We start from the raw sequence: 21,246 nt of genomic DNA, 5'->3' as shown, positions 1-21,246 counted from the left end.
TCGACTCGCCCCTCTTTCACGGCTCGATCGGCATCGCCTTTTCGGCCCCCGTCTTTCTGGCGCTCTACGAAAAGATGTTCGGCGAATCGCACTCCGAAATCTCGCCCGAGCTGCAAGACGCCGCCGCCGAGTTCATGAATATCATCTACGGTACGACGAAGTCCGAACTCAACCAGCGGCCGGGCTACAATTTGCAACCCATCCTGCCGTCCGTTCTGTGCGGCGAAGCCCTGCAAAACCGCCACGCGCCGCCGCGTTCGGTCGTCCTGATTCCTTTCCAATCCGAGGTGGGCCCGTTCCATCTCGAAGTCGCCCTTCACCGGAACCACGGAAAGGCGGCCGCATGATTTCCAAATTTAAAACCAAAGGAGACTCACATGTTTGATCTCAAAACCCGCGTGCTGATCGTCGACGATATGCTCACCATGCGTAAGCTCGTGCAAAAAGCGATGCGTGACATCGGCTTCACCGACTTCACCGAAGCGGCCGACGGCGCCAAAGCGTGGGAGGCCTTCTCTTCGGCGAATCCGCCGATCGGTCTGATCGTTTCGGACTGGAATATGCCCAACTGCTCGGGCCTGGACTTTCTGAAGCGCGTCCGCGCGGACAGCCGTTTCAACAAAACGCCGTTTTTCCTGGTGACCGCCGAATCGGAAATGTCGCAAGTCATGGACGCCCTGAAAGCCGGAGTCTCGGGCTACATCGTGAAGCCTTTCGACGCCAATACTCTGAAAGCCAAACTCGAAGAAGTTTCGAAGAAAGCCGCTTAATCGATGTCGATGTCGCCGCGCCTGCTCATCGTTGGGGTTCCCGAGAACGTGATGAAAGTCATGTCGGGCAGCTTCGCGACCGCGGCGCAGGACATCGTCCACGAAAGCGGTTCCTTTTTCGAAAAACTGGAATCGATGAACGACGGGATCTACCGTGCGGTTTTGATCGGCTCGGCCATCGCGGATTTGCCGCCGCTCGAGCTCGCGCAAAGCCTGCGGATGCAGTTGCCGACGACGAAGATCTATTTCGTCTGCGGGTTTCAAGACGCCCAGCCTCCCGCGACGCTCATTAAAAACGGTTGCGATGAAGTTTATCTTTTCCCCTTGGACGAGCGTCACTTCCGCCGGACGATTCGCTCGGCTTTGGCGACCTCCGACGACGAACCGCATTTGCTTTCGGTCCCCGCCGAGGACCTCGCCGCGGGAACGCAAGTTGATTTCGACGTCAGCGTCTTTCTGCCCATGAACCGCCGGTACGTGAAAATCCTGAAGTCCGGCGATCCCGTGCGGGAACGTCAGTCGAACAACGAGCTGAAACAGCTTTTCGTCGCCGAAAAAGACATCGACCGCTTCGTGAAATACACGCGCGAGGTCCACAAAGACCAAGGCGGTTCGAAGTACGAAATCCAACAACGTCGCGTCGCCGCGGTTCGCGAACTTTACCAAGAGTTCCTGATGGCCGCCCCGACTTTGAATTTCGACGAAGGCAAACGCCTTTTGGCGAAGGTGCGTGAGCTCGCCGACGACATCGTCGCGTCGACGAAGGAACTGAACTTCCGTCACGAGGTCGTGGTCGGCTTGAACGACGGCGAATTCGATCTTTTCGAACGCGCATTGCGGGTCGCGCGCACCGCCGCCCTCTTCGCGCAACGCACGAACTTCATAGATCCCGTCGACGCGACCGTCGCGGGACTGTTTATGGATCTGGGGCTTTGCGTCCTGCCGCTCGGCTGGACACCGGAAGACCGCGCGGAGTTCGAGCGCCATCCGCTCGAGAGCGTGCGCCTACTGCAGGAGCGTAAATTGATCCTGCCGCCTTTGGTCCTCGACGCGATCGCGCAACACCACGAGCGCTTCGACGGCAAAGGCTTCCCGAAGCAGCTACCCGAGATGAAAATCTCGGAAGGGGCCGAGCTTCTGTATTTTGTCGATCGCCTGCTCGAGATGAACCTCGTCTCGCCGGGGCGTAAACTCCGCACGGTCGAAGAGATCCTCGACGCCGTGTCGGCCGATCCGGGCGTCAGCCCCCGCCTTTCCACCGCCGTGCGCGGTCAAGCCGCAGCCTAAGCCACGCCATCGCGACGACGGCCTCAATCCTGTCCGAATTCGAATTGTTCCTCGGGGCGTGAACGCGCTAGTCTTGCCTTCATGTCCGATTCCAATTTGCTTGATCGTCGCCGTTTTCTTGAGTTCATGGGCCGCACCGGCGCCCTCGCCGGCCTGGCCGGAATTTCAACCGCCTTTCTTGGTGCGTGCACCAGCCCTCGCGGTTTGGGCGCCGCCATTCCGGGCCTGCCCTTCACGCCCCTGCTCCCGATGACCGAAGACGATTTGGTTTTGGCTCCCGGTTTTGAATCGCGCGTACTGATCGCGTGGAACGACTCGGTCACCCCGGGCGAAAAGTTCGGTTTCAACAATGACTTCATCGGCGTCATCCCGATCAACGACACCGAGACTTACCTGTGGGTAAACCACGAAACCGCCGATCCGCAGTTCGTCAGCGGGCATCTGTATTACGACCCCGCGGCGAAGAAAACCCGCGCGCAGGCCGATCTCGAAATGCGCGCGGTGGGCGGCTCGCTTCTGCACGCCCGGCGCGACGAAGCCGACGGTGACTGGCGCATCGTGAAGAACTCGGGCCTGAACGCGCGTTTCGACGCCCATACGACGATCCCCTTCGCGAACGCCGCGCGGGTGAAAAACTCCCGCTTCGCCATCGGCACTCTCGCCAACTGCTCGGGGGGCGTGACGCCCTGGGGAACTTTTCTGACCTGTGAGGAGAATTATCATCACTTCTACGGGGAAGCCGTTTTTGACGAACAGGGCCGGCGGACACTGAAGCCCCCGCGCGCGCAGCTCTCGTGGTCGGGCTTTTTCCCCCGTCCGCCTGAACACTACGGCTGGGTCGTCGAGATCGATCCGAAAACGCGCAAAGCGGTGAAGCACACCTCGCTGGGTCGTTTCGCCCACGAAGGCGCCACCTGCGTCCCCACGGCCGATGGGACCTGCGTCGTCTACATGGGTGACGATACCGATAACGAGTGTTTCTACAAATTCATCGCGACGAAGCCGGGCTCTTTGACCGAGGGCACGCTGTACGTCGCGAACCTCGAAGCCGGTCAGTGGATTCCGCTTGATCCCGAGCGCACGCCCGCGCTGAAGGCGCGCTTTCGTTCGGTCGCGGAGCTTCGCGTGCGCACGCGCGAGGCCGCGAAGCTCGCGGGCGGGACGCCTTTGGATCGCCCCGAAGACTGCGAGATCGATCCCGTCACCGGAGCGGTCATCGTCGCGCTGACGAACAACATCGATGCGGGACGCCCTTTCGGACAGCTTTTGAAGATCGAAGAGACCGGCGGCGATCACCGCGCCCTGACCTTCAAGTCATCGACCTTCCGCGCGGGCGGTACGGACACGGGCTTCGCTTGCCCCGACAATTTGTGCTTCGACCGCGCGGGCAATCTGTGGATGACCACCGACATCTCGGACGAAAAGATGAACCAGGGCGTGTACGCGCCCTTCGGGAACAACGCGCTTTTCGTGATTCCCATGAAGGGCCGCCTAGCGGGACAGGCCTTTCGCGTCGCTTCGGCGCCACGCGATGCCGAGCTGACCGGCCCCTGTTTCTCACCCGATGGCGGAACGCTTTTCCTGTCGGTTCAACATCCCGGCGCGAACTCGAAGATGCCCGAAATGCTCACCAGCCACTGGCCCGGGGGCGGCTCAACGATCCCAAAACCCGCCGTGGTCGCGATTCGGGGACCGGCGCTGGACGCGATCACGAAAGCCTGATCTTCGATATAAGCGGAGCTGGCGCCGATTTTCGGCTCCGCTAAGAAACAACTCCCTGTCAAAAATTGGCACACTGGAGCCATCCCCCCGATTCGTTTATAACTTTGCGAGTAACAAAAGACTTAGCGAAGTGGGGTTCATATGGGGATGCACAAAATTGCGATGACAGTGGTGATCATGCTGACGGCGACCGTCTCGGCGCAGGCCGCGAAACTCAGCTGCTACAGCGGCAAGAACGCGCAAGCCTACATGAACACGACGGGCCAATGGCGCATCAAAGCCGAAGTCCAAAGCCCGTACACCCTAAAGAACCTGGAGATCAAAAACCTCCGCAAGAGTTCATTGGGCTCGAAAACCGAAGTCGCCCGCTACGACAAACGCATCACCGACGCACGCCTGTTCGAAACCAAGCCCGACGTTTTCTGCAACTACGAACTCGTCATGCCCCGCAACTTCAAAACGGACAAAAAATTCGTCGCCGACCTCATCATGACCTGCGACGACATGTACGACGGCAAAGCCAAAATGTACTGCAACGTCAACTAAGGTAGCCGCTCACCTCTTGAAACGCGCCGCATGACAACAAGTCAGCGGCTAACTCAAACCCGGGTCCACCCCGGGTTTTTCATTTTCCGGCAACCCCACCTCGTGGCCCAACGGAAGAGAGCGACGGCGGGAGGGAGCGAGGATCGAGGCGGACGAGGGGGCCCGACCAGAGGCGTACGTACTTGTACGTCGGCGGGAGGCGCCCCCTCGGCCAACGAAGAGCCTCGCCCCCTCCCGCCGTCGCGTAAGTCCGTCGCGCCAGCGACGGCAACGCAAATCCCACAGACAAGCCAAGGCTATCTAAAAAAGAAAAAGCCCAAGGCAAAAACCTTGGGCTCCATAAACAAACCAGTCTCTAGCAAAAGCTCTTAGTAGCGATAGTGCTCAGGCTTGAAGGGGCCGGAGACGGGCATATCAAGATACTTCGACTGCTTCGACGACAACTTGGTCAAAGCGACGCCGACGTGATCAAGGTGAAGCGCCGCGACCTTCTCGTCCAATTGCTTGGGCAGACGGTAGACGGTGTTCTCGGGATACTTCTTGATGTTGGTGTAGAGCTCGATCTGCGCGATCACTTGGTTCGTGAACGACGCGCTCATGACGAAGCTGGGGTGACCGGTCGCGCAGCCCAGGTTCACGAGGCGGCCTTTCGCCAGAACGATGATCTGACGGCCGTTCTTCATGGTGTGGATGTCGACTTGCGGCTTCACTTCGCGCAGCTTCGAGTTTTTGTTCAACCAAGCCATATCGATTTCGATGTCGAAGTGACCGATGTTGCAGACGATGGCGTTGTCCTTCATGACCGAGAAGTGCTTCTCGGTGATGATGTCGCAGCAGCCGGTCGCCGTGACGAAGATGTCCGCGATGGGCGCGGCTTCTTCCATGGTGACGACTTCGAAACCTTCCATCGCCGCTTGCAGCGCGCAGATGGGGTCGATTTCCGTGATCAGAACGCGGGCGCCCAGACCCTTCACCGAGTGTGCCGAACCCTTACCCACATCGCCGTAACCGGCGACGACGACGACTTTACCCGCCATCATGACGTCGGTCGCGCGCTTGATCCCGTCCGCGAGGGACTCACGGCAGCCGTAAAGGTTGTCGAACTTCGACTTCGTCACCGAGTCGTTGATGTTGATCGCGGGAACTTTCAGTTTGCCTTGCTCGGCCAGCTTCACGAGGTTGTGCACGCCGGTGGTCGTTTCTTCCGAAAGACCGATGATGTTCTTCATCTCTTTCGCGAAACGGGGCTCGTGCATCATGTTCGTCAGGTCGCCACCGTCATCCAGGATCATATTGAAGCCTTGGGGACCCCAGTTGGTGATGGTCTGCTCGATGCACCAGTTGAACTCTTCGTCCGTTTCGCCTTTCCAAGCGTAAACGGGAATACCCGCCGCCGCGATCGCAACCGCCGCATGATCTTGGGTCGAGAAGATGTTGCACGACGACCACATGACTTCCGCACCGAGCTCCACCAGGGTCTCGATCAGCACTGCGGTTTGGATGGTCATGTGCAGGCAGCCCGAGATGCGCGCGCCTTTCAGGACTTTTTGTTTACCGTACTCTTTACGCAGAGCCATCAGGCCCGGCATTTCTTTTTCGGCGATTTTGATTTCTTCACGGCCCCAGCGCGCGAGTTCCGCGAACACTTTGGGATCTTTCATCGCCGCTTCGCAAACGCGGTAGTCCGTGCCCCAGGGGTTGATCTTGTCGGCCTTGCCCTTCGCGCCTTTTTTCGCGGGAGCCTTGTCGGCTTTCGGAGCTTTCACTGCCTTGGGAGCCATTTTCATTTTGGTCTTTCCGTTCGTCTGCGTTGTGGTCGCCATATCATCCTTCGTGCCCGGGTCTTGGGCGGTTAATCACTACTTAAATAAAATCAAGGTAACGTGAGAATCTCGTAACCCTCATCGGTGATGAGGATCGTGTGTTCGAACTGCGCCGAGAGTTTCCCGTCGGCGGTCAGATATTCTTTGTGGGTGGAGCCGGGAACTTCGATCTCGTCGAACGCCGCGGAGCCTTGGTTCACCATGGGTTCCACCGTGATGCAGAAACCCGCGCGCAGCAAATCTCCGCGCCCGCGTTTGCCGTAGCTGGGAACGAAGGGCTCATCGTGGAAGACGCGGCCGATGCCGTGGCCACCGATCTCTTTCACCGTATTGTAACCACGGCGAGTGACGAACTTGTCCACGACGAAGCCGATGTCGCCGGTCGAAGCGCCGGCCTTGATGACCTCGATGCCTTTGTCGCGCGCCTCGCGGGCGACCTCGACGAGATCGCGGGCCTTATCGCTGACGTTGCCGATCAGGTAGGTGGCCGAGCAGTCGCCGAAGAAGCCGTCGTAAACGGTGGTCACGTCGACGTTCACGATGTCGCCGTCTTTCAGTTTCACGTTGTCGCGGGGCACTCCGTGGCAGACGACGTTGTTGATGCTGACGCAACAGGAAGCGGGCCAGCCGTGATAACCCAGCGTCGCGCATTTGCCGCCCGTGGAGGCCGTGTGTTCGGCGACGATGGTGTCGATGTCCAGGGTGCTCATGCCGATGCGCAGAAGCGATCCGGCGTGCTCCAGTGTCCGCGCGGCCATTTTACCGACCACACGCATTTTTTTGATCTCGTCCGCCGTCAGCGGCGTCCGCGTTTTTTTCAACATAGCCTGCCCTGTTTTCGAGGCCTGATTTGTCGCGCGTTTTAGAGGGAAAATCAAGGTCCGGGCTTGGAGGGCCGCCCCCTCAGGTCCGATATAGGGGCCCGGAAACGAAAAAAGGCCGCCAGAAGAGGGGCCAAATAAAAAAGGCCCCCTTGCGGGAGCCTTCTCAACCGAGAGCCCCTCGAGAGGGGCCCCGTCCAATTCTCGCGAGGAGAATTAGCCTTTCAGATGTTTGCTGACCAGTTTGGTCATTTCGAACATCGAAACAGTCGCCTTACCGAAGATCGGGCGCAGTTTGTCGTCTGCGTTGATGTTGCGGCGGTTGTTCGAGTCTTGCAGTCCGTTTTTGCGGATGTAAGCCCAGAGCTTCTTCACGACTTCAGTACGGGGAACCGGCGTCGCGCCGATCACTGCCGCCAGAGCCGACGAGGGAGTGAGGGGTTTCATGAAAGCGGGGTTCGGCTTGCGCTTTGCCTTCGCTTTGGGAGCAGCCGCTTTTTTAGTGGCTTTTTTGGGAGCTGCTTTCTTAGTGGCTTTTTTGGGAGCCGCTTTTTTTGTAGCTGCCTTCTTGGTCGCTTTTTTCTTGGCTTTTGCCATTTCAGTCCTCCGTAGTTGAACTGTGTTTTTGAACGTTGTTAAGCGTTTCTATTCCTTCAGTCTTAAGACCAATGTCTTGTTCTAAACTCGATCAGTGTTCACGGGTTTAAAGGCTTTGTCCAAAAAAAAATGAGGCCCCCCCTCTGAAAATCAGGACGTGCGCTCGACTCTCCCCTCGGAAAACCCGTCCGATAAGTCTAACAATGGGACGTTTTGTGGAGTTCGCCTCGCTCTTAGAAGACAAAATTCGCCGCGAGTTGCGCGACGAGAAAAACGTCGAAACCCCGCGTTTCCCCTCGGAAACTGAGCTTTTTCCCTCGGGAATGGCGTGGCTGATGGGGCAAGTCCAAAGCGCGCGCCCCTCGGCGAACCGCGCGCGCTCCGCCTACGGAGTGAAACCGAAAGTTCGCCCCGCCCACCGCTTTGACGCGACTCAGACAGACAGCTTCAATTTCGTTAAAAACGCGTTTCCCGAGCTGGAAAACAACTTTTCCCCTCGGGAATTGAAGACGGCTTACCGGAAAGCCGCAATGAAACTCCACCCCGATCAGGGGGGAACAAGCGAACAGTTCCGTGACCTGCACCGTCACTTCGAGAACCTGCGCCGCCTGTTTCATGAGCCGAAAACGTCTCGGAAAAACTAGGCTGTCTCCTCTGTTTCGAAATAAAAAAAGCTCCCCGGAGGGAGCTTTGCGGAAGGCCTGAGCCTTACTGAATGGGGCGGAAACGAATCCGTTTCGGCCGCGCCGCCTCTTCGCCCAGGCGCTTGCGGCGATCTTCCTCGTACTCCGAGAAGTTACCGTGGAAGAAGTTGACCTTCGAGTCGCCCTCGAAGACCAGCAGGTGCGTACAGATGCGGTCCAAGAACCAGCGATCGTGGCTGATGACGACGACCGAGCCGCCGAAATCGTTGATCGCTTCCTCGAGCGCACGCATGGTGTTCACGTCCAGATCGTTCGTCGGTTCATCGAGCAGCAGCAGATTCGCGCCGGTCTTCAGGGTCGACGCCAGATTGACGCGGTTTCGCTCTCCGCCCGACAGGACCCCCACTTTTTTCTGCTGGTCCGCTCCCGAGAAGTTGAACCACGAAACGTAAGCGCGGCTGGCGACTTCACGCGCACCGAGCTTGATCATATCCAGGCCATCCGAGAGCTGCTCCCAGATGGTTTTGTTCGGATCGAGCGTCGCGCGGTTCTGATCCACGTAGGCCATCTTCACGGTTTCGCCGACCTTGAAGGTCCCCGAATCGGGTTTTTCCTGACCGGTGATCATACGGAAGAGGGTCGTTTTACCGACACCGTTGGGACCGACGACCCCGACCACCGCGCCCCGCGGGATCGAAAAGTTCAGATCGTCGAACAGGAGTTTACCGCCGTAAGCTTTGCGCACGTTCTGCGCTTCCACGACGATTTCGCCCAAACGCGGCCCCGGCGGGATGTAGATCGACATCTCGCTCAGACGTTCCGCCGTCGGCTCTTTCAGCATCGCCTCGTAGTTCGAGATACGGGCTTTCGATTTCGACTGACGGGCCTTCGGATTTTGCCGGATCCACTCGAGCTCTTTTTGCATCATGGACTGACGCTTCTGCTCTTGGTTCTGTTCGTTCTTCAGGCGGTTGTCCTTTTGCTCGAGCCAGCTCGAGTAGTTCCCCTTCCAGGGAATGCCCTCGCCGCGATCGAGCTCCAAGATCCAGCCCGCGACATTGTCCAGGAAGTAGCGATCATGCGTGACCGCGATGACGGTGCCGGGGAAACGCGCCAGAAACTGCTCGAGCCAATGGACGCTTTCGGCGTCCAAGTGGTTCGTCGGCTCATCCAGCAGCAAGATGTCGGGTTCCGAGAGCAAAAGGCGGCACAGGGCCACGCGGCGCTTCTCACCGCCCGAAAGTTGCGTCACCGGCAGATCGCCATCCGGACAGCGGAGCGCATCCATGGCGAGCTCGATCTTCTGATCGACCTCCCAGCCGCCCAGTCCTTCGATCTTCTCTTGCAGCTCGCCCTGACGGTTGATGAGCTTGTCCATCTCGTTGGGATCCAGCTCGGGATCTTCGAATTTCTTCGAGATCGCGTTGTACTCGTCCATCAATTTCGGGAGTTCACCCATGCCGGCGAAGATGTTCTCTTTCACCGTTTTGGTTTCGTCGAGTTCGGGCTCCTGTTGCAGATAGCCGACCCGCATTTTGCGCGCGGGGAAGGCTTCGCCCAAGAAGTCTTGGTCCACGCCCGCCATGATCTTCAGCAGACTGGATTTTCCCGAACCGTTCAGCCCCAGAACGCCGATCTTCGCGCCGTAGAAGTACGACAGATAGATGTTCTTCAGCACGTAACGCTGGGGAGGATAAACCTTACTGACACCTTTCATGGTGTAGATGATATCTTGGGACATTTTCACCTCGGTGTTGCACGCGCGCGGAACAATAAATCAGGAGTGTCAATCAAATGTGCGCGCGGAAGGGCCATGTTCGTCACGCCCCTCATGATTGTCAATCTTGCCTCGAAAATTCCTTGCTCGAGGCGCAGGGGCCTCCCTACACTCGAACACCTTCATGACGACGGACCGTAAGAACACGAAAACGACGGGCGGGATGCCCTCGGAAGCGCCCACGGCGCTTTCCGGAACCACCAAAGCCGCTGGTGACAAGCCTTCCAAGCAGAAGCGCTGGCAGGAAACCCGTGGTCTTCTTCAGCAGGCCCTCGCCGAATGGGAAAAATCCGAACAGAAAGCGACGGAGATGCTGAAAGAAGCGGAATCCGAGCGCGAACACCTCGAAGACCTTCTGCTCAAGCTCAAAGCAAAACTCGAAGAACTGTCTTAAGACGACTTCCGAAATTCGAAGGCGCCTGCAAAGCCCAGATGCGAGGCGCAAGGAGGAAGGCGTACCCTTGTGGTACGTCGACGACGCGGCAACGAAGTCAGCTGGGTTTTGCGGGCGTCTGACCCGCACAGGACGGGCTGTCTAGGTCCACGTGGGGGCCCATTTTGGCCCATTCCGCCGGGGTGTAGGTCCACATCGCCAGCGCGTGCAGACCGGCCGCCCGCTCTTCATCGAGAAGAGCGTAGACGCGGCGCTGGCGATCGACCCGCGAAACGCCTTCGAACGCGGCACTGACGACCACCAAACGGAAGTGAGTTTCGTCACCCCCACGATGATGCGTATGGCTTTCGTTCTCGAGCTCCAGGTGCGAGGGCTGAAACGCCGCCCGCACTTTCGCTTCGATCGCCTCGAAAATCATCTCTAGCGTTTCACTTTCGCGCGCAGCTGCTCGAACGTCGCCTGCGCCTTCATCGCCATGGTCAGCGCCGTCATCGCGGCTTTTTCGAAGCGGGGGCTTTCCACGACTTTCTTTTCGATCTCTTTCGCTTTCGTCAGGCCCTGTTGCGCGGCCCAGTTCGCCAGCGGGTGCGAGATCGGCAGATGATCGAACTTACCGTCCTTCATCCAGTCGGTCGCCACCGCTTCGGCGACTTCGAACGGCTTCGGGAAGCGCGAACGCAAAAGCTCGCTGCCCGCGAAGTTGATTTCGACTTTGTCCTCATCGGTGGGCGCTTCGAATTCCGCCGCGACGTCTTCCGCCTTGATCTCTTCGGCCTTCACGTTTTCGCGCGGGGTTTCGCCCATATCTTGGACTTTGGGTGTTTCCATTTCGGCATTCATCTTGACCTCCATCGGAGTGGATTTTTCTTCTTGGCGACCGGGACGGCGTTTCGGCTGCGGCTTCGACGTTGAAGCAGCTTTCACGACGGTGATGCTCTCTTCGGTCCTCGCGGCCGTCTTTGCCTTCGCGGATTTTTTCTTCGCGGGAGCAGAAGCCCCCGGCTTGGACACTTTCGAGCGGGTTTTGAATTCACGGGTCGTGGGCATGATTAACGCTCCTTCCAGAATCCTAAGAGTTCACGCGTGAGTCCGTCGTAATCCTCTTTCGCATTGTTCTTCGTCGAGAAGATCGTCCGCGGCCCGCTGAGGGCGTTTTTGATCTCCGCTGAGGAACGTATATAGTGCTTTAAGAGGGAATTTTCAAAGAGTTCGAGGCATTCCTCGAGGAAGATCTGGCTTCCCGACTCGCGACCGTCGAAACGTGTAAAAAGGACTTTCGAGTCAAAGCTCAAGTCGAAGTCCGCCCGCATCTCGTTCAGATCCTCGAGGTGTTTACGCACCCCGATCATCGAAAACTTGTCGGGATTGATAGGGAGAATCACCACATCCGACGCGCAGGTGACCGCCGTATTGATGGCCGACAGGCTCGGCGCCGTATCCAGAATGATGAGGTCGTAATTCTTGGCGATCTCTTTCAGGGGCGTCTTCACCGCGTGGGCCAGATTGCGGTGCGAAGTGTAAAGCACCCGATCAAGAACCGAATTGTTCAGCGACGAGGGGATCAGGTCGATGTTCTCGGACACCTTCACCACCGCTTGGGCGACGGGGGTTTTCTTCTCGACGATGTCCACCCAGACCGGGAGGTTTTCCGCGTCCACGCCCAGCGCGAAACTCAAGTTCGCCTGCTGATCCAGATCGACGAAGAGCACCCGCGCCCCGTACTGCGCCGCCCGCCAGCCGTAATTCAAGGCCGAGGTCGTCTTCGCGACGCCGCCTTTCAGCATCTGGAACGAGACGACCTGCTTCGGGTATTTGTAGCCAGCGGCCTCGACCGCTTTACGCACAAGAGCAGGCTCAACGGTCGATTTGGCTTTTCTTGAGGGATCGAGCTTTTTCAAGCGGGCCTCAAGCTTCGTCGCTTCGATGTCCAGGAAGAAGGCCAGATCGGCCACCGAGAGATGCGTGTCTTTGGGGATTTGTCGCTTTTCCATGGAGGTGATCCCAGCACTCCCCCCGCGCCCAAGCAAGGGTTGACCTCTCCGCGTCCAAGCTGCATTGACAAGGAAATGACACAAAAGCCCGTGAAGACGTCCCAGGACCGCGCCATTCTCACTCAGGATTCATTCAGTCCCCACGCGCCCGCGCTGCGCGCCTTCTACGACGAGCAGTTCGCCGACCCGAAGTCCCTCGCGCCCAAACGTTTCGTCTGGGACTACTGGAATGTCCGCGATCAGTACCGGCTTTTGCGCACGCCCGCCTACCACTACTTTCCCGAGAAGCTCTACATGGCCTTTCATAAAGATTTGGTGATGTGGGGACGCCGCCATCTGGGGTGCTGGGACATCTCGCCGCCCTGGCTGTCCTGCTACATCGACGGTTGCTACCAGGATCTGCACTCGGACGTGCCCCACGGCCCGTGGGCCTTTGTCTATTCTTTGAGCCCGCAAAAACCAAAATACCGCGGCGGCGAAACCTTGGTGTTGTCCGACGGCGCCTTGAACTTCTGGAGCTCGAGCCCCGGCTCCACCGATCGCGAGCTGGACAGCTTCGTGACCCGCGTGAGTCCTCAGTTCAACCGCCTGACCGTCTTCGATCCCCGTCGCCCCCACGGCGTACGCCGGGTCGAGGGCGTGGACGATCCCATGGACGGTCGCCTCGTCGTGCACGGCTGGTTCTCGCAGCCGAAAACCTACGTCGAAGGACCGCTTCCCGGTGCCCGCGTCGAGAAGCTTCTGAACGCCGCTCTCGACCGCATCCTGAACGAGCTCGACGTCCCGGCGGATCTGTGGGGAACGCTCGCGGTGGGACTGAGTGTCGGTAAAGACGGACGCGTGGCGCGCGCCGAATACCGCACGCGCACCGTGAAGGACGGTACCGGCCAAGAGCCGACCCGCTTACTGAAAGAGATCCTGAAGATCTACGCCGCGGTCGAGTTCCCCCGCGCGACCTCGGCCACGTGGATCACGCTGCCGCTCATCTTCGAGCCTTAAGGCTCGAGTAGATACAGCGCCTTAAGACGCCAGACGGATCTTCGCCATCTCGGGCTGGTTCTGCGCTTCGGGGACCGGCGTGAAACTTTCGGAAGACACGCAACGCAGAAGCTCCGCCCATTCGGTCGGCGCCGTGCGTGCGTCCAGCAGTTCCCCGCCGCGCAGATACGGATAAAGCTCCGCGTAGTGACGGACCTCGTGATCGGACACGCGACGTAGGATCATCCAGGGTTTCAGGTCCGCCGCTTGCGCGATCCCCATGGAGCCCATCATCTCCGCCGCCGCTTTCACCGTTTCGTGATGGAAGCTCGCCACGCGCTGGGCTTTGTCCGGAACGTCCAGACCCGCCGCCAAATCCTTGTCCTGGGTCGCGACGCCCACGGGGCATTTATTCGAATTGCAACGCAGGGCCTGAATGCAGCCGAGCGCCAGCATCATCCCGCGCGCGGAATTGCAGAGGTCCGCGCCGATCGCGAGGTTGCGCAAAAGATCGAAGCCCGTCACCACTTTGCCGCTCGCGATCACGCGAATCCGCGAGCGCAAGTTGTAGCCGGTCAGCGCATTGTGGACGAAAATCAAACCGTCTTTGAGCGGCGAACCCACGCTGTTCGAGTATTCGACCGGCGCCGCGCCCGTGCCGCCCTCGCCGCCGTCGACCGTGATGAAGTCCGGCGTGATGCCCGTTTTCTTCATCGCCTCGCAGATCGCGATGAACTCCACCTTTTTGCCGACACAAAGTTTGAATCCCACGGGCTTTCCGCCCGACAGCTCCCGCAGCTCTTTCATGAAGTGGCAAAGACCTTCCGGAGTCTCGAACGCCTTGTGCCCCGGCGGGGACAACACGTCCTGCCCCATCGGCACGCCACGGATCGCCGCGATTTCGGGAGTCACTTTACGCGCGGGCAAGATGCCGCCGTGACCGGGTTTCGCTCCTTGTGACAGCTTCACCTCGATCATTTTGATGTGCGGATGTTTCGCGGTCGCCTCGAATTTCACCGGCGAAAAGTTCCCGTCGTCCGCGCGGCAACCGAAGTAGCCCGTGCCGATCTGGTAAACCAGATCCCCGCCCCCGGCGACGTGATAAGGACTGACGGAACCTTCCCCCGTATTGTGATAAAAGCCACCCTGTTTCGCGCCTGACGACAAGGCCGTCACCGCCTGGGGGCTCAGCGACCCGTAACTCATCGCCGAGATGTTGAAGACGCTCGCCGAGTAGGGCTGTTTGCAATCCGGTCCGCCGATGACCACGCGCAAATCCGTGGACTTCACGTGTTTGGGCGAAAGGGAATGGTTCACCCATTCATAACCCGAAGCATAGACATCCCGCTGCGTACCGAAGGGCAAGGTGTCGAGGTCATGTTTGGCGCGCTGATAAACCAGCGAACGCTGCTCGCGGTTGAACGGCGTCCCGTCGGTATTGGACTCCACGAAGTACTGATTGATTTCGGGACGGATGCTTTCGAGCAGGTAACGGAAGCGTCCGACGAGAGGGTAATTCCGACGCACGCTCTGCTTCGTTTGGAAGTAGTCCACAAGTCCGAAGAAAAGCAGCGGACCAAAAAGGATCGCCGAGAACGCGAAAGGCGGCCAAAAATAGGTCACGAAAGCGAACAAGGCGATTCCACCTAAAACGAGGCGTCGAAAAATTCTGCGCATGGAGCTTCCCCCGATACACACGTATCGGGAAATTCTCATTCGGCGGCATCGGACCATGGTCGAAGCGTGGTTGAAACGTGACGGAAACGCGTTCACGCCGGCCTTCGCGACTCGCCTTGAAACGTTTCACGTGTCTCATCCTTGTTGAAGTGCCAGACAGTGTCGAAGTTCCCCGCAGTCGTCGAAGGTCTCCTGCACGTAGATTCGTTCCCGGCTGGCCCTTTCTTCGCATTTTCACAGATCAAGAGGCGCGAACGATGGCGTCTCAAAAGGGGTAACAGATGAAAGCACTGCTGATCGCACTACTGATGTTCACCGGACTGCAAGCCCAAGCCTATGTCGGTACCGAAGAGGATTCGCTCGACGCCGAAGCGGCGATCGCGGATTCGGACGGCGCCTTGGCGCAAGCGAAGGAAGATCAGCGTCGCTTACGTGAAGAGCAGCGCATGAACCAAGAGCGCGGGCGCCAAGCGCGCATGGCCGCTCGCGATGCGGAAAAGAAAGCACGCGAGGCTGAAAAAGCCGCCGATCGCACCGTCCGTCAGGTCGAAAACCTGAAAGCGGAAAACGTGCGTCTGACGAAAGAGATCCAAGTGTCGCGCGGTGATCTGGCGAAAGCCCAACGTGAAATCGACAAGGCGAAACAGAAAAGCGCCGACGCCATCGCCAAAACCGAAGGCCTGAAGCAACAGCGCGCCGAAATGCGCCGCCAAATCGCCGCCGCCCGTGAAGAGCGCCTGCAGATCGAGCGCAATATGGAGCAGGGCCGCAGCGTCGCGAGCGAACAAGAGATGGACTACGAACGCGTGAAGCACGAGCTCGCCGAAGAGAAAGCGAAACTCAAGTCCGAACAGGACGAGATGAAGCGGACCTTGAAGGAAATCGAAAGAAAACGCGGTCAGCAGACCAGCCAGATCCAGAACTTGCGTCGCGAAATCGCTCAACAGCGCGTGAAGAACAACGATCTGCGCCGCCAGATTCTGGATCACCAGACCGGCACGCTGATTTCGGGGCTGTAAGACTCCGTCCCGACCCGCCCCGCACCAACCAGGACGGTTGAAGCAAAAACCCGCCCCATCCCGGCGGGTTTTTCATTTCTAATGATCGCGGTTGAACTCGTCGACCGAGAAGCTGCGGTTCAATCGCAAATCCATCAGGCGGACGTCGGTATCGACCGTGAATCCCAAGGATTTGCGGATCGACCGGTCGAAGCGCTCCTCATTCGGCAAGGCGAAGAGGTTGTTCCGCTCTTCCTTCACTTCCCTGTCGATCTCCATCCGCTTACGAATGGTCGCCCAATCCAGCCCGTTATGCAGGCCCTCGAGGAAGACCGCCGTCGAGTTGGTGTGCGAGCTGCGGAACATCGAAATCGCCGTCACCGAAGGGATGGCGATCAGCAATTTCGAACGCGTCGCCGTGATCTCGTTGATGACCTTGGTGGAACTCGAACAACTCGCATTCAGATAAACGAGCGGCCCTTTCTTCGTCGACTCCCGCGCGCGAATCCACTCGCCGAACAGTTGGTTGGGGATCAGGTCGTCCGACCCACCCTCACCCGCCACCATACTGCCCGAGGCGTACTTCGGCGACAGCAGGTAAACGATCTGCTCGCGCCCAGAGACGGGATGGACCTTGCGTCCGATCCGCAGCTCACCCACGCGCGCCGCGCGGAAAAGATTCCGCTCATCGCCGTCCGAGTGCGCTTCTTTCACCAAGTAGTCGAGCTCACCCGAAGAGATTTTTTCCTGCATGAACTGAAGCGAGTTCGGGATCTGGGTCGTCGCCTCGAAGTTGTACCCGTGCGTTTTGTAGAAATACTCGTACTGGCTCATCGTCATCGCCGAATGCATATTTCCCATGTTGGTGCCGACGACCATCATGCCGACGAGTTTGCGATCTTGATTCAAAGCCGCGTAGTCGACCGAGGCTTCGGCCGGCACGAGGTGGCTGAGGTCACCGGACTTCGTGAGCGTCACGTCCGCGGCGAACTTCTGTCCCAAGGCACGCCATTCGAAACGTTGCGTGACCTTCGCGCCCACGTTCCCCGCGACCTCCATCGAGCTGATCACGCCGTGATAGAAGCCGAACGAATTGCGGCGCACGTTTTGGCCCCAGGCGGGAACCGTGCTCAACAGCGTGACGTGCGAGACCTTCTTGTCTTGATTGACGGTCACGTCGGTTTTGAATTTCACGGGCCGACCGAAAATGGGGTTCGCGATCGCTTTGGCGAAGTAGTACAGCTTCGAGGGAAAGACGCCCTGAAGCTGCGGATGAAGCTCGGCGGCTTTCGCGATTTTCTCGATGATCACGTCCTCGGAGCGCTCATTCGCGAAGCCGAATTCGTTCACCAAGGGTTGCAGCGCCACCAAGTGCTGAAAACTGTAGATATCGGTTCCCACCAAGTTCTGATCGGCGGCTTCCTTGAACAGCTGACTGACGTGATGGCGAAGGCGCTCAAGCTCTTGAGCGTTCAAACACGGCGAGGCCTTGAAACCCGGACGCAGCGCTTGCAGACGCTCGGCCAATCCGAGGCGGCGGAAGGCCAAGATCGTGTCCTCGGGTTTTGACGCCAGATTTTTCTGGATGACCTGCGCGACGAGGATCAGCTCGCTTTGCGTCAGTTGATAGGCGAGCAGTGAACGCAAGCCGTGTTCATCCACGCGGGCATCGGGCATCTGGCGCAAACGCAGGAGCGCCGAGGCGATCCCCTGCTCTTGCGGAAGTTCCGGCGTCGTGCACGAACCCATGACCTCATCGCTCAGCGCCCCGCGGGTGAGTCCCGTGTGCAGACCTTTACGCCAATTCAGGTTCTGGTTCGTGAGCCCCAAACCGATCAGCCACTCTTCCGAGTTGCGCGACATCAGGATCTGATCGCCCTTGTCGCTGGAGTCCACATTCGCGTAGCCGGCGCCGAGCTCAAAGGCCCGATGCAGCTCCATATTATAGAGGACGTTGAAGTTGTTCGAGCCCACCCGGAATTGCAAAAGCGCGAAGTCCGTGTTGGGCAGCACGCGGACCGACGGGTCCGATCCCAGGAAGACTCGATGTTGCTCTTTCGCGCCGACACGGCCATAGGTCAAGACGCCGTCACGGGTCGAGATCTGGTAACCGCCATCCGTCTGCGAACTGTAGCTGTCCACGAACTCATTCTGCAGAAGCGGCGTGAGATCGGCGATGGAACGCGCATTGCCAAGGGCGCGGCCTTTCGTCTTCAGCGAATGCAGCGCCCGGGCATCGAAAGCCGCCCAGAAATCTTCACCGCTCACGACCGAAACGTCTTTGTTCTTGAACCAAAGAATGTACTTCGCGCCGCCCAGACGGAAAAAGAAGTCCAGACTTCCCCGCGGATCCAACGTACGGAACTTCACCTGCTGAGTCGCGCCGGTATCGACGCGGGTCACGTTCATCGTCGCCACCTTGGAGACGTCGGGCGTCGAGATCTCGTTGACCCAAATGGCCTCGTGGCGGGAAGCATTGAATGCTAAGAGCGTCTTTCCGGAATACTCCCACGTCACCCACTTCAGGTCGTCGTTGTCGTTGCCGTTAGGATAAACCAGGTATTGAGTCCGACCGTCGTTCCCGCCGCAATCGAGGATGCCTTTTTCATCACGCTCGCTACAATAGGTCACGCCGGCCGGAACCGGAATCACCGACCATTCACCGTCGTGCGAGACGCGGAAGATCGATCCCTCGATGGTGATAATGTGCCCCAGACTCGTGCGCATCGAATTGTAGCTGACCGAGGTCGCGCCCGTCGCCCGCTCTTTTAAAAGCTTCAGGTCGCCGGTGCGGTCGTCGATGTATTCGTAACGGGAGTTCGATTGCAGGATCGTCGAGTCGCCCATGGACATCAGATAGGCCTTCTCGTCCGGCGCTTTACGATAGGATTTGCCTGTTTTCAGATGGACGAAGAACATCTCATAGTTCTTTGTCGTTTCATCATAGGCCCCGTAGAATTGGATCACGCCTTTACTCTTATTCGCCATACTGGTGGCCGCGCCGGGCAGATCGATCTTTTGGACCTGGTTGAAGCGCCGAACTTCCAAGGAACGTTTGTCCTGAGAAAGGCGAAGCTCGCGACCGTCCGGCAGCAGATAGGTCCCACCCCAGCTTTTATTGACCCGCAAGATCGCCGCCGGAGGAAGCTCTTCGAGCATCAGGGGTTTCGCCGGAGTTTCGGCGAAGGCCGAAAAAGGGATCGCGGCTGTGCACAGGGTGGTCAACAACAAGCGGTTCAGCTTCATTTGGACGGCTCCTTGGTCGAATTCAGACCTTAGGAACTCAAAGTCCGTGCCCCGCGGCCCCTTGGCGAACGCCGTTGAACGTCACCGCGTCTCAAAATTAGTCACTGGCAAGCCGTCCCCAAAGCCCCTGAATTCGTTCTCAGCTTGGCCGCCCGTGGGCGTCCCCCTCAGCTCAAAATGGCGTGAAGAAGAGGGCTCGGCACTCGGCTTGCTCATTGGGCTCGCGGAAGAATTTTCGAGCCGCAAGGTTCACTGATTAATTTTGGAGGCCACGATGTCACTGTTCACAAGCATCACCCACTTCTTCGTTGAAGGCGGAATCTGGATGTTCCCCATCTTGCTCGCGCAAATCGCGACCTTCGCGGTTATCATCGAGCGCGGCTACTCGCTCTTCGTTCTGCGTAAGACCGGCGAAAACCGCCTGTCGCGCGACTTCGAAGACAGCGTTCGCAAAGGCGATCTCGAAAAAGCCAACTCGATGGCCGAGAAAATGGCTCGTGAGAGCGTTCTCGGTACCGTCGTTGCGGCCGGAACTCAAGCGGCCCTCCACATGGGTGGACGTGAAGAGATTCAAGGTAAAATGGACGCGGTTCTCTTGACCGAGAACGCACGCCTGAACCGCCGTACTTCGTACTTGGCGATGCTGGGTAACACGGCGACTCTGTTGGGTCTGCTCGGTACCATCGTGGGTATGATCAAGTCGTTCGCCGGTATCGCTAACGCGGACCCCGTTGAACGTTCAGCCGTTCTTGCCGCCGGTATCTCGGAAGCCATGAACGCGACCGCTTACGGTCTGATCGTCGCGATTCCCGCGCTGGTCACTTACACCATCCTGCAGAGCCGCGCACAGCGTCTGTCGGAAGAGCTGAATGAAAATTCGCTCCGCGCGCTGAACCTCTTGGCTTTCAACCAAGACATGACCGCCGCGAAAATCAAATCGAAAAAAGCTTAATCGAACTATTGAGTAGGAAAGGAGTCGAACATGGTCGGCGGACAAGATAATAACGACGGAACATTCGAACTGAACCTGATTCCGTTTATCGACATTCTTTCGACGTGCATCTGCTTCCTGCTCATCAGCGCCGTCATGATCCAGGTCGGCGGGTTCTCGCTGAACCAGGCGACCGGATCGAACATCGACGCTTCGACTCCCCCGCCCTCCGTGTCGGTGGAAATCGCGGCGAGCGGTGATGTGACTCTGATGATCAAAGACGTTCCCGGTCAGACCACCAACGGTCGCGACCAAATCCGCGGTATCGGTGGTCGCGTCGATGCGAACACACTGAACGCGAAAGTCACGGCTTTGAAGCAGCGCTACAATATGCTGACGACCGTTTTCATCATGCCTTCGAGCGCGGTGAAGTACGACGACGTGATCAAAACCATGCAGGTCTTCCGTGACCAGAAGATTTCTCAAGTGGGACTCGTCCCCTTGAAGAACTCGATTTAAGGAGCGATGCCATGAATGCCCAATCGCCTCTGGCCCCGAAAGTCGCCATGTCGCCCACGAAAGGTCTGTCGATCCTGCGCCCCAAAGGCAAGGGCTCGCACTCGATCCTGGTCGGCTCGCTGATGCTGACGTCTTTGATCGACGCCTTCTCGATTCTGGTCATCTTCCTTTTGATGAACACGTCGAACTCGATCCAAGAGGTCGAGCTCAAAGCGATGAACGGCATGCCGATCGCGTCGCACACCGATGCGCTCAAGAAAGGCGTCATCCTCGCCATCGAAAACGGCCGCTATAAAATCGGCGATGAAATCGTTCAGCCCCGCGATCTTTCGCGTCGCCTGACCGAAGAGAAGTCGAAGATGGAAGCCGGCCAGATCGTGGCGAAGAAAGCCGAACTGATCATCCAAGCCGCGCGCGGGATGAGCTACGACGATCTGAGCCCCATCTTGGTCGCCGCTTCGGAAGCGAGCTTCCAGTCCTATAAACTCGCGGTCGTCGAGTCGGTTCGCTAAACGTATCACTCGC

21 protein-coding genes are annotated in these 21,246 nt (G+C 58.5%); 12 read left to right on the top strand and 9 right to left on the bottom strand.

The features are described from left to right. The 5 genes from KF767_17160 to KF767_17140 form a co-directional block, all read left to right on the top strand. On the top strand, positions 1 to 347 hold a 347-nt coding region (locus KF767_17160), incomplete at its 5' end, for a chemotaxis protein CheX (protein MBX3019621.1). A gap of 30 nt (positions 348 to 377) precedes the next feature. Next, a complete protein-coding gene (locus tag KF767_17155; protein MBX3019620.1) occupies positions 378 to 770 on the top strand; it encodes a response regulator in 393 nt (130 codons plus the stop codon). 9 nt (positions 771 to 779) lie between these two features. Beyond that, positions 780 to 2,057 carry an HD domain-containing protein gene (locus KF767_17150; GenBank protein MBX3019619.1) on the top strand — a complete coding sequence of 426 codons (1,278 nt, stop codon included), beginning with the start codon at positions 780 to 782 and terminating at the stop codon, positions 2,055 to 2,057. An 81-nt stretch (positions 2,058 to 2,138) separates the two neighbouring features. Then, positions 2,139 to 3,779 (top strand): DUF839 domain-containing protein, encoded by a 1,641-nt coding sequence (locus KF767_17145; protein ID MBX3019618.1) that lies wholly within the window; start codon positions 2,139 to 2,141, stop codon positions 3,777 to 3,779. Positions 3,780 to 3,941: 162 nt separating this feature from the next. Next, the gene (locus KF767_17140; GenBank protein ID MBX3019617.1) at positions 3,942 to 4,325 is read left to right on the top strand and encodes a hypothetical protein; all 384 of its coding nucleotides are present in this window, start codon (positions 3,942 to 3,944) and stop codon (positions 4,323 to 4,325) included. 368 nt (positions 4,326 to 4,693) lie between these two features. Here KF767_17140 and ahcY read toward each other — a convergent pair whose 3' ends face one another. The 3 genes from ahcY to KF767_17125 all read right to left on the bottom strand — a co-directional run bounded on the left by ahcY (position 4,694) and on the right by KF767_17125 (position 7,566). Beyond that, positions 4,694 to 6,106 carry an adenosylhomocysteinase gene (gene ahcY, locus KF767_17135; GenBank protein MBX3019616.1) on the bottom strand — a complete coding sequence of 471 codons (1,413 nt, stop codon included), beginning with the start codon at positions 6,104 to 6,106 and terminating at the stop codon, positions 4,694 to 4,696. Between the two features lie 92 nt (positions 6,107 to 6,198). After that, positions 6,199 to 6,972, bottom strand: a complete 774-nt coding sequence (map, locus tag KF767_17130; GenBank protein ID MBX3019615.1) for a type I methionyl aminopeptidase — start codon at positions 6,970 to 6,972, stop codon at positions 6,199 to 6,201. 213 nt (positions 6,973 to 7,185) lie between these two features. Beyond that, positions 7,186 to 7,566 (bottom strand): SWIB/MDM2 domain-containing protein, encoded by a 381-nt coding sequence (locus KF767_17125; protein MBX3019614.1) that lies wholly within the window; start codon positions 7,564 to 7,566, stop codon positions 7,186 to 7,188. A 203-nt stretch (positions 7,567 to 7,769) separates the two neighbouring features. Here KF767_17125 and KF767_17120 point away from each other — a divergent pair, with 203 nt between their 5' ends. Next, positions 7,770 to 8,210 carry a J domain-containing protein gene (locus KF767_17120; protein ID MBX3019613.1) on the top strand — a complete coding sequence of 147 codons (441 nt, stop codon included), beginning with the start codon at positions 7,770 to 7,772 and terminating at the stop codon, positions 8,208 to 8,210. Positions 8,211 to 8,274: 64 nt separating this feature from the next. Here KF767_17120 and ettA read toward each other — a convergent pair whose 3' ends face one another. Beyond that, positions 8,275 to 9,951, bottom strand: coding sequence for an energy-dependent translational throttle protein EttA (gene ettA, locus KF767_17115; protein MBX3019612.1), 1,677 nt, complete (start codon positions 9,949 to 9,951; stop codon positions 8,275 to 8,277). Between the two features lie 160 nt (positions 9,952 to 10,111). Between ettA and KF767_17110 the strand changes: the two genes are divergently transcribed. Beyond that, the gene (locus tag KF767_17110; protein MBX3019611.1) at positions 10,112 to 10,381 is read left to right on the top strand and encodes a hypothetical protein; all 270 of its coding nucleotides are present in this window, start codon (positions 10,112 to 10,114) and stop codon (positions 10,379 to 10,381) included. A gap of 97 nt (positions 10,382 to 10,478) precedes the next feature. On the opposite strand, the gene KF767_17105 is transcribed toward KF767_17110, so the two are convergent. Genes KF767_17105 through KF767_17095 form a run of 3 tightly spaced genes read right to left on the bottom strand, consistent with a single transcriptional unit; the run spans position 10,479 to position 12,372 of the window. Next, positions 10,479 to 10,799 carry a BolA family transcriptional regulator gene (locus KF767_17105; GenBank protein ID MBX3019610.1) on the bottom strand — a complete coding sequence of 107 codons (321 nt, stop codon included), beginning with the start codon at positions 10,797 to 10,799 and terminating at the stop codon, positions 10,479 to 10,481. Between the two features lie 2 nt (positions 10,800 to 10,801). Beyond that, on the bottom strand, positions 10,802 to 11,428 hold the full coding sequence (locus KF767_17100) for a hypothetical protein (protein MBX3019609.1): 627 nt from the start codon (positions 11,426 to 11,428) through the stop codon (positions 10,802 to 10,804). Positions 11,429 to 11,430: 2 nt separating this feature from the next. Then, positions 11,431 to 12,372, bottom strand: coding sequence for a ParA family protein (locus KF767_17095; protein ID MBX3019608.1), 942 nt, complete (start codon positions 12,370 to 12,372; stop codon positions 11,431 to 11,433). A gap of 75 nt (positions 12,373 to 12,447) precedes the next feature. Here KF767_17095 and KF767_17090 point away from each other — a divergent pair, with 75 nt between their 5' ends. Next, positions 12,448 to 13,371: a 2OG-Fe(II) oxygenase gene (locus KF767_17090; GenBank protein MBX3019607.1), complete on the top strand. Its 924-nt coding sequence runs from the start codon at positions 12,448 to 12,450 to the stop codon at positions 13,369 to 13,371. Positions 13,372 to 13,392: 21 nt separating this feature from the next. Here the strand turns inward: KF767_17090 and KF767_17085 are convergent, their stop codons facing one another. Next, a complete protein-coding gene (locus tag KF767_17085) occupies positions 13,393 to 15,027 on the bottom strand; it encodes an FMN-binding glutamate synthase family protein (GenBank protein MBX3019606.1) in 1,635 nt (544 codons plus the stop codon). Between the two features lie 281 nt (positions 15,028 to 15,308). On the opposite strand from KF767_17085, the gene KF767_17080 reads away from it, so the two are divergent. Continuing rightward, the gene (locus KF767_17080; GenBank protein ID MBX3019605.1) at positions 15,309 to 16,046 is read left to right on the top strand and encodes a hypothetical protein; all 738 of its coding nucleotides are present in this window, start codon (positions 15,309 to 15,311) and stop codon (positions 16,044 to 16,046) included. Positions 16,047 to 16,124: 78 nt separating this feature from the next. Here KF767_17080 and KF767_17075 read toward each other — a convergent pair whose 3' ends face one another. Further along, positions 16,125 to 19,271, bottom strand: a complete 3,147-nt coding sequence (locus KF767_17075) for a hypothetical protein (protein MBX3019604.1) — start codon at positions 19,269 to 19,271, stop codon at positions 16,125 to 16,127. A gap of 367 nt (positions 19,272 to 19,638) precedes the next feature. Between KF767_17075 and KF767_17070 the strand changes: the two genes are divergently transcribed. From KF767_17070 to KF767_17060, 3 genes are read left to right on the top strand one after another with little or no spacing between them, the layout of a single operon-like run. Beyond that, the gene (locus tag KF767_17070; protein MBX3019603.1) at positions 19,639 to 20,223 is read left to right on the top strand and encodes a MotA/TolQ/ExbB proton channel family protein; all 585 of its coding nucleotides are present in this window, start codon (positions 19,639 to 19,641) and stop codon (positions 20,221 to 20,223) included. A gap of 30 nt (positions 20,224 to 20,253) precedes the next feature. Next, complete coding sequence (locus KF767_17065; protein ID MBX3019602.1) at positions 20,254 to 20,721, top strand: biopolymer transporter ExbD; 468 nt, start codon at positions 20,254 to 20,256, stop codon at positions 20,719 to 20,721. An 11-nt stretch (positions 20,722 to 20,732) separates the two neighbouring features. Further along, the gene (locus KF767_17060; GenBank protein ID MBX3019601.1) at positions 20,733 to 21,233 is read left to right on the top strand and encodes a biopolymer transporter ExbD; all 501 of its coding nucleotides are present in this window, start codon (positions 20,733 to 20,735) and stop codon (positions 21,231 to 21,233) included. Positions 21,234 to 21,246 lie beyond the last annotated feature (13 nt).

The sequence above is a fragment of the Pseudobdellovibrionaceae bacterium genome (genome assembly GCA_019637875.1).
In the GTDB taxonomy this organism is placed as follows: domain Bacteria; phylum Bdellovibrionota; class Bdellovibrionia; order Bdellovibrionales; family Bdellovibrionaceae; genus JAHBUW01.
This window is presented reverse-complemented; position numbering and strand designations above follow the sequence as displayed.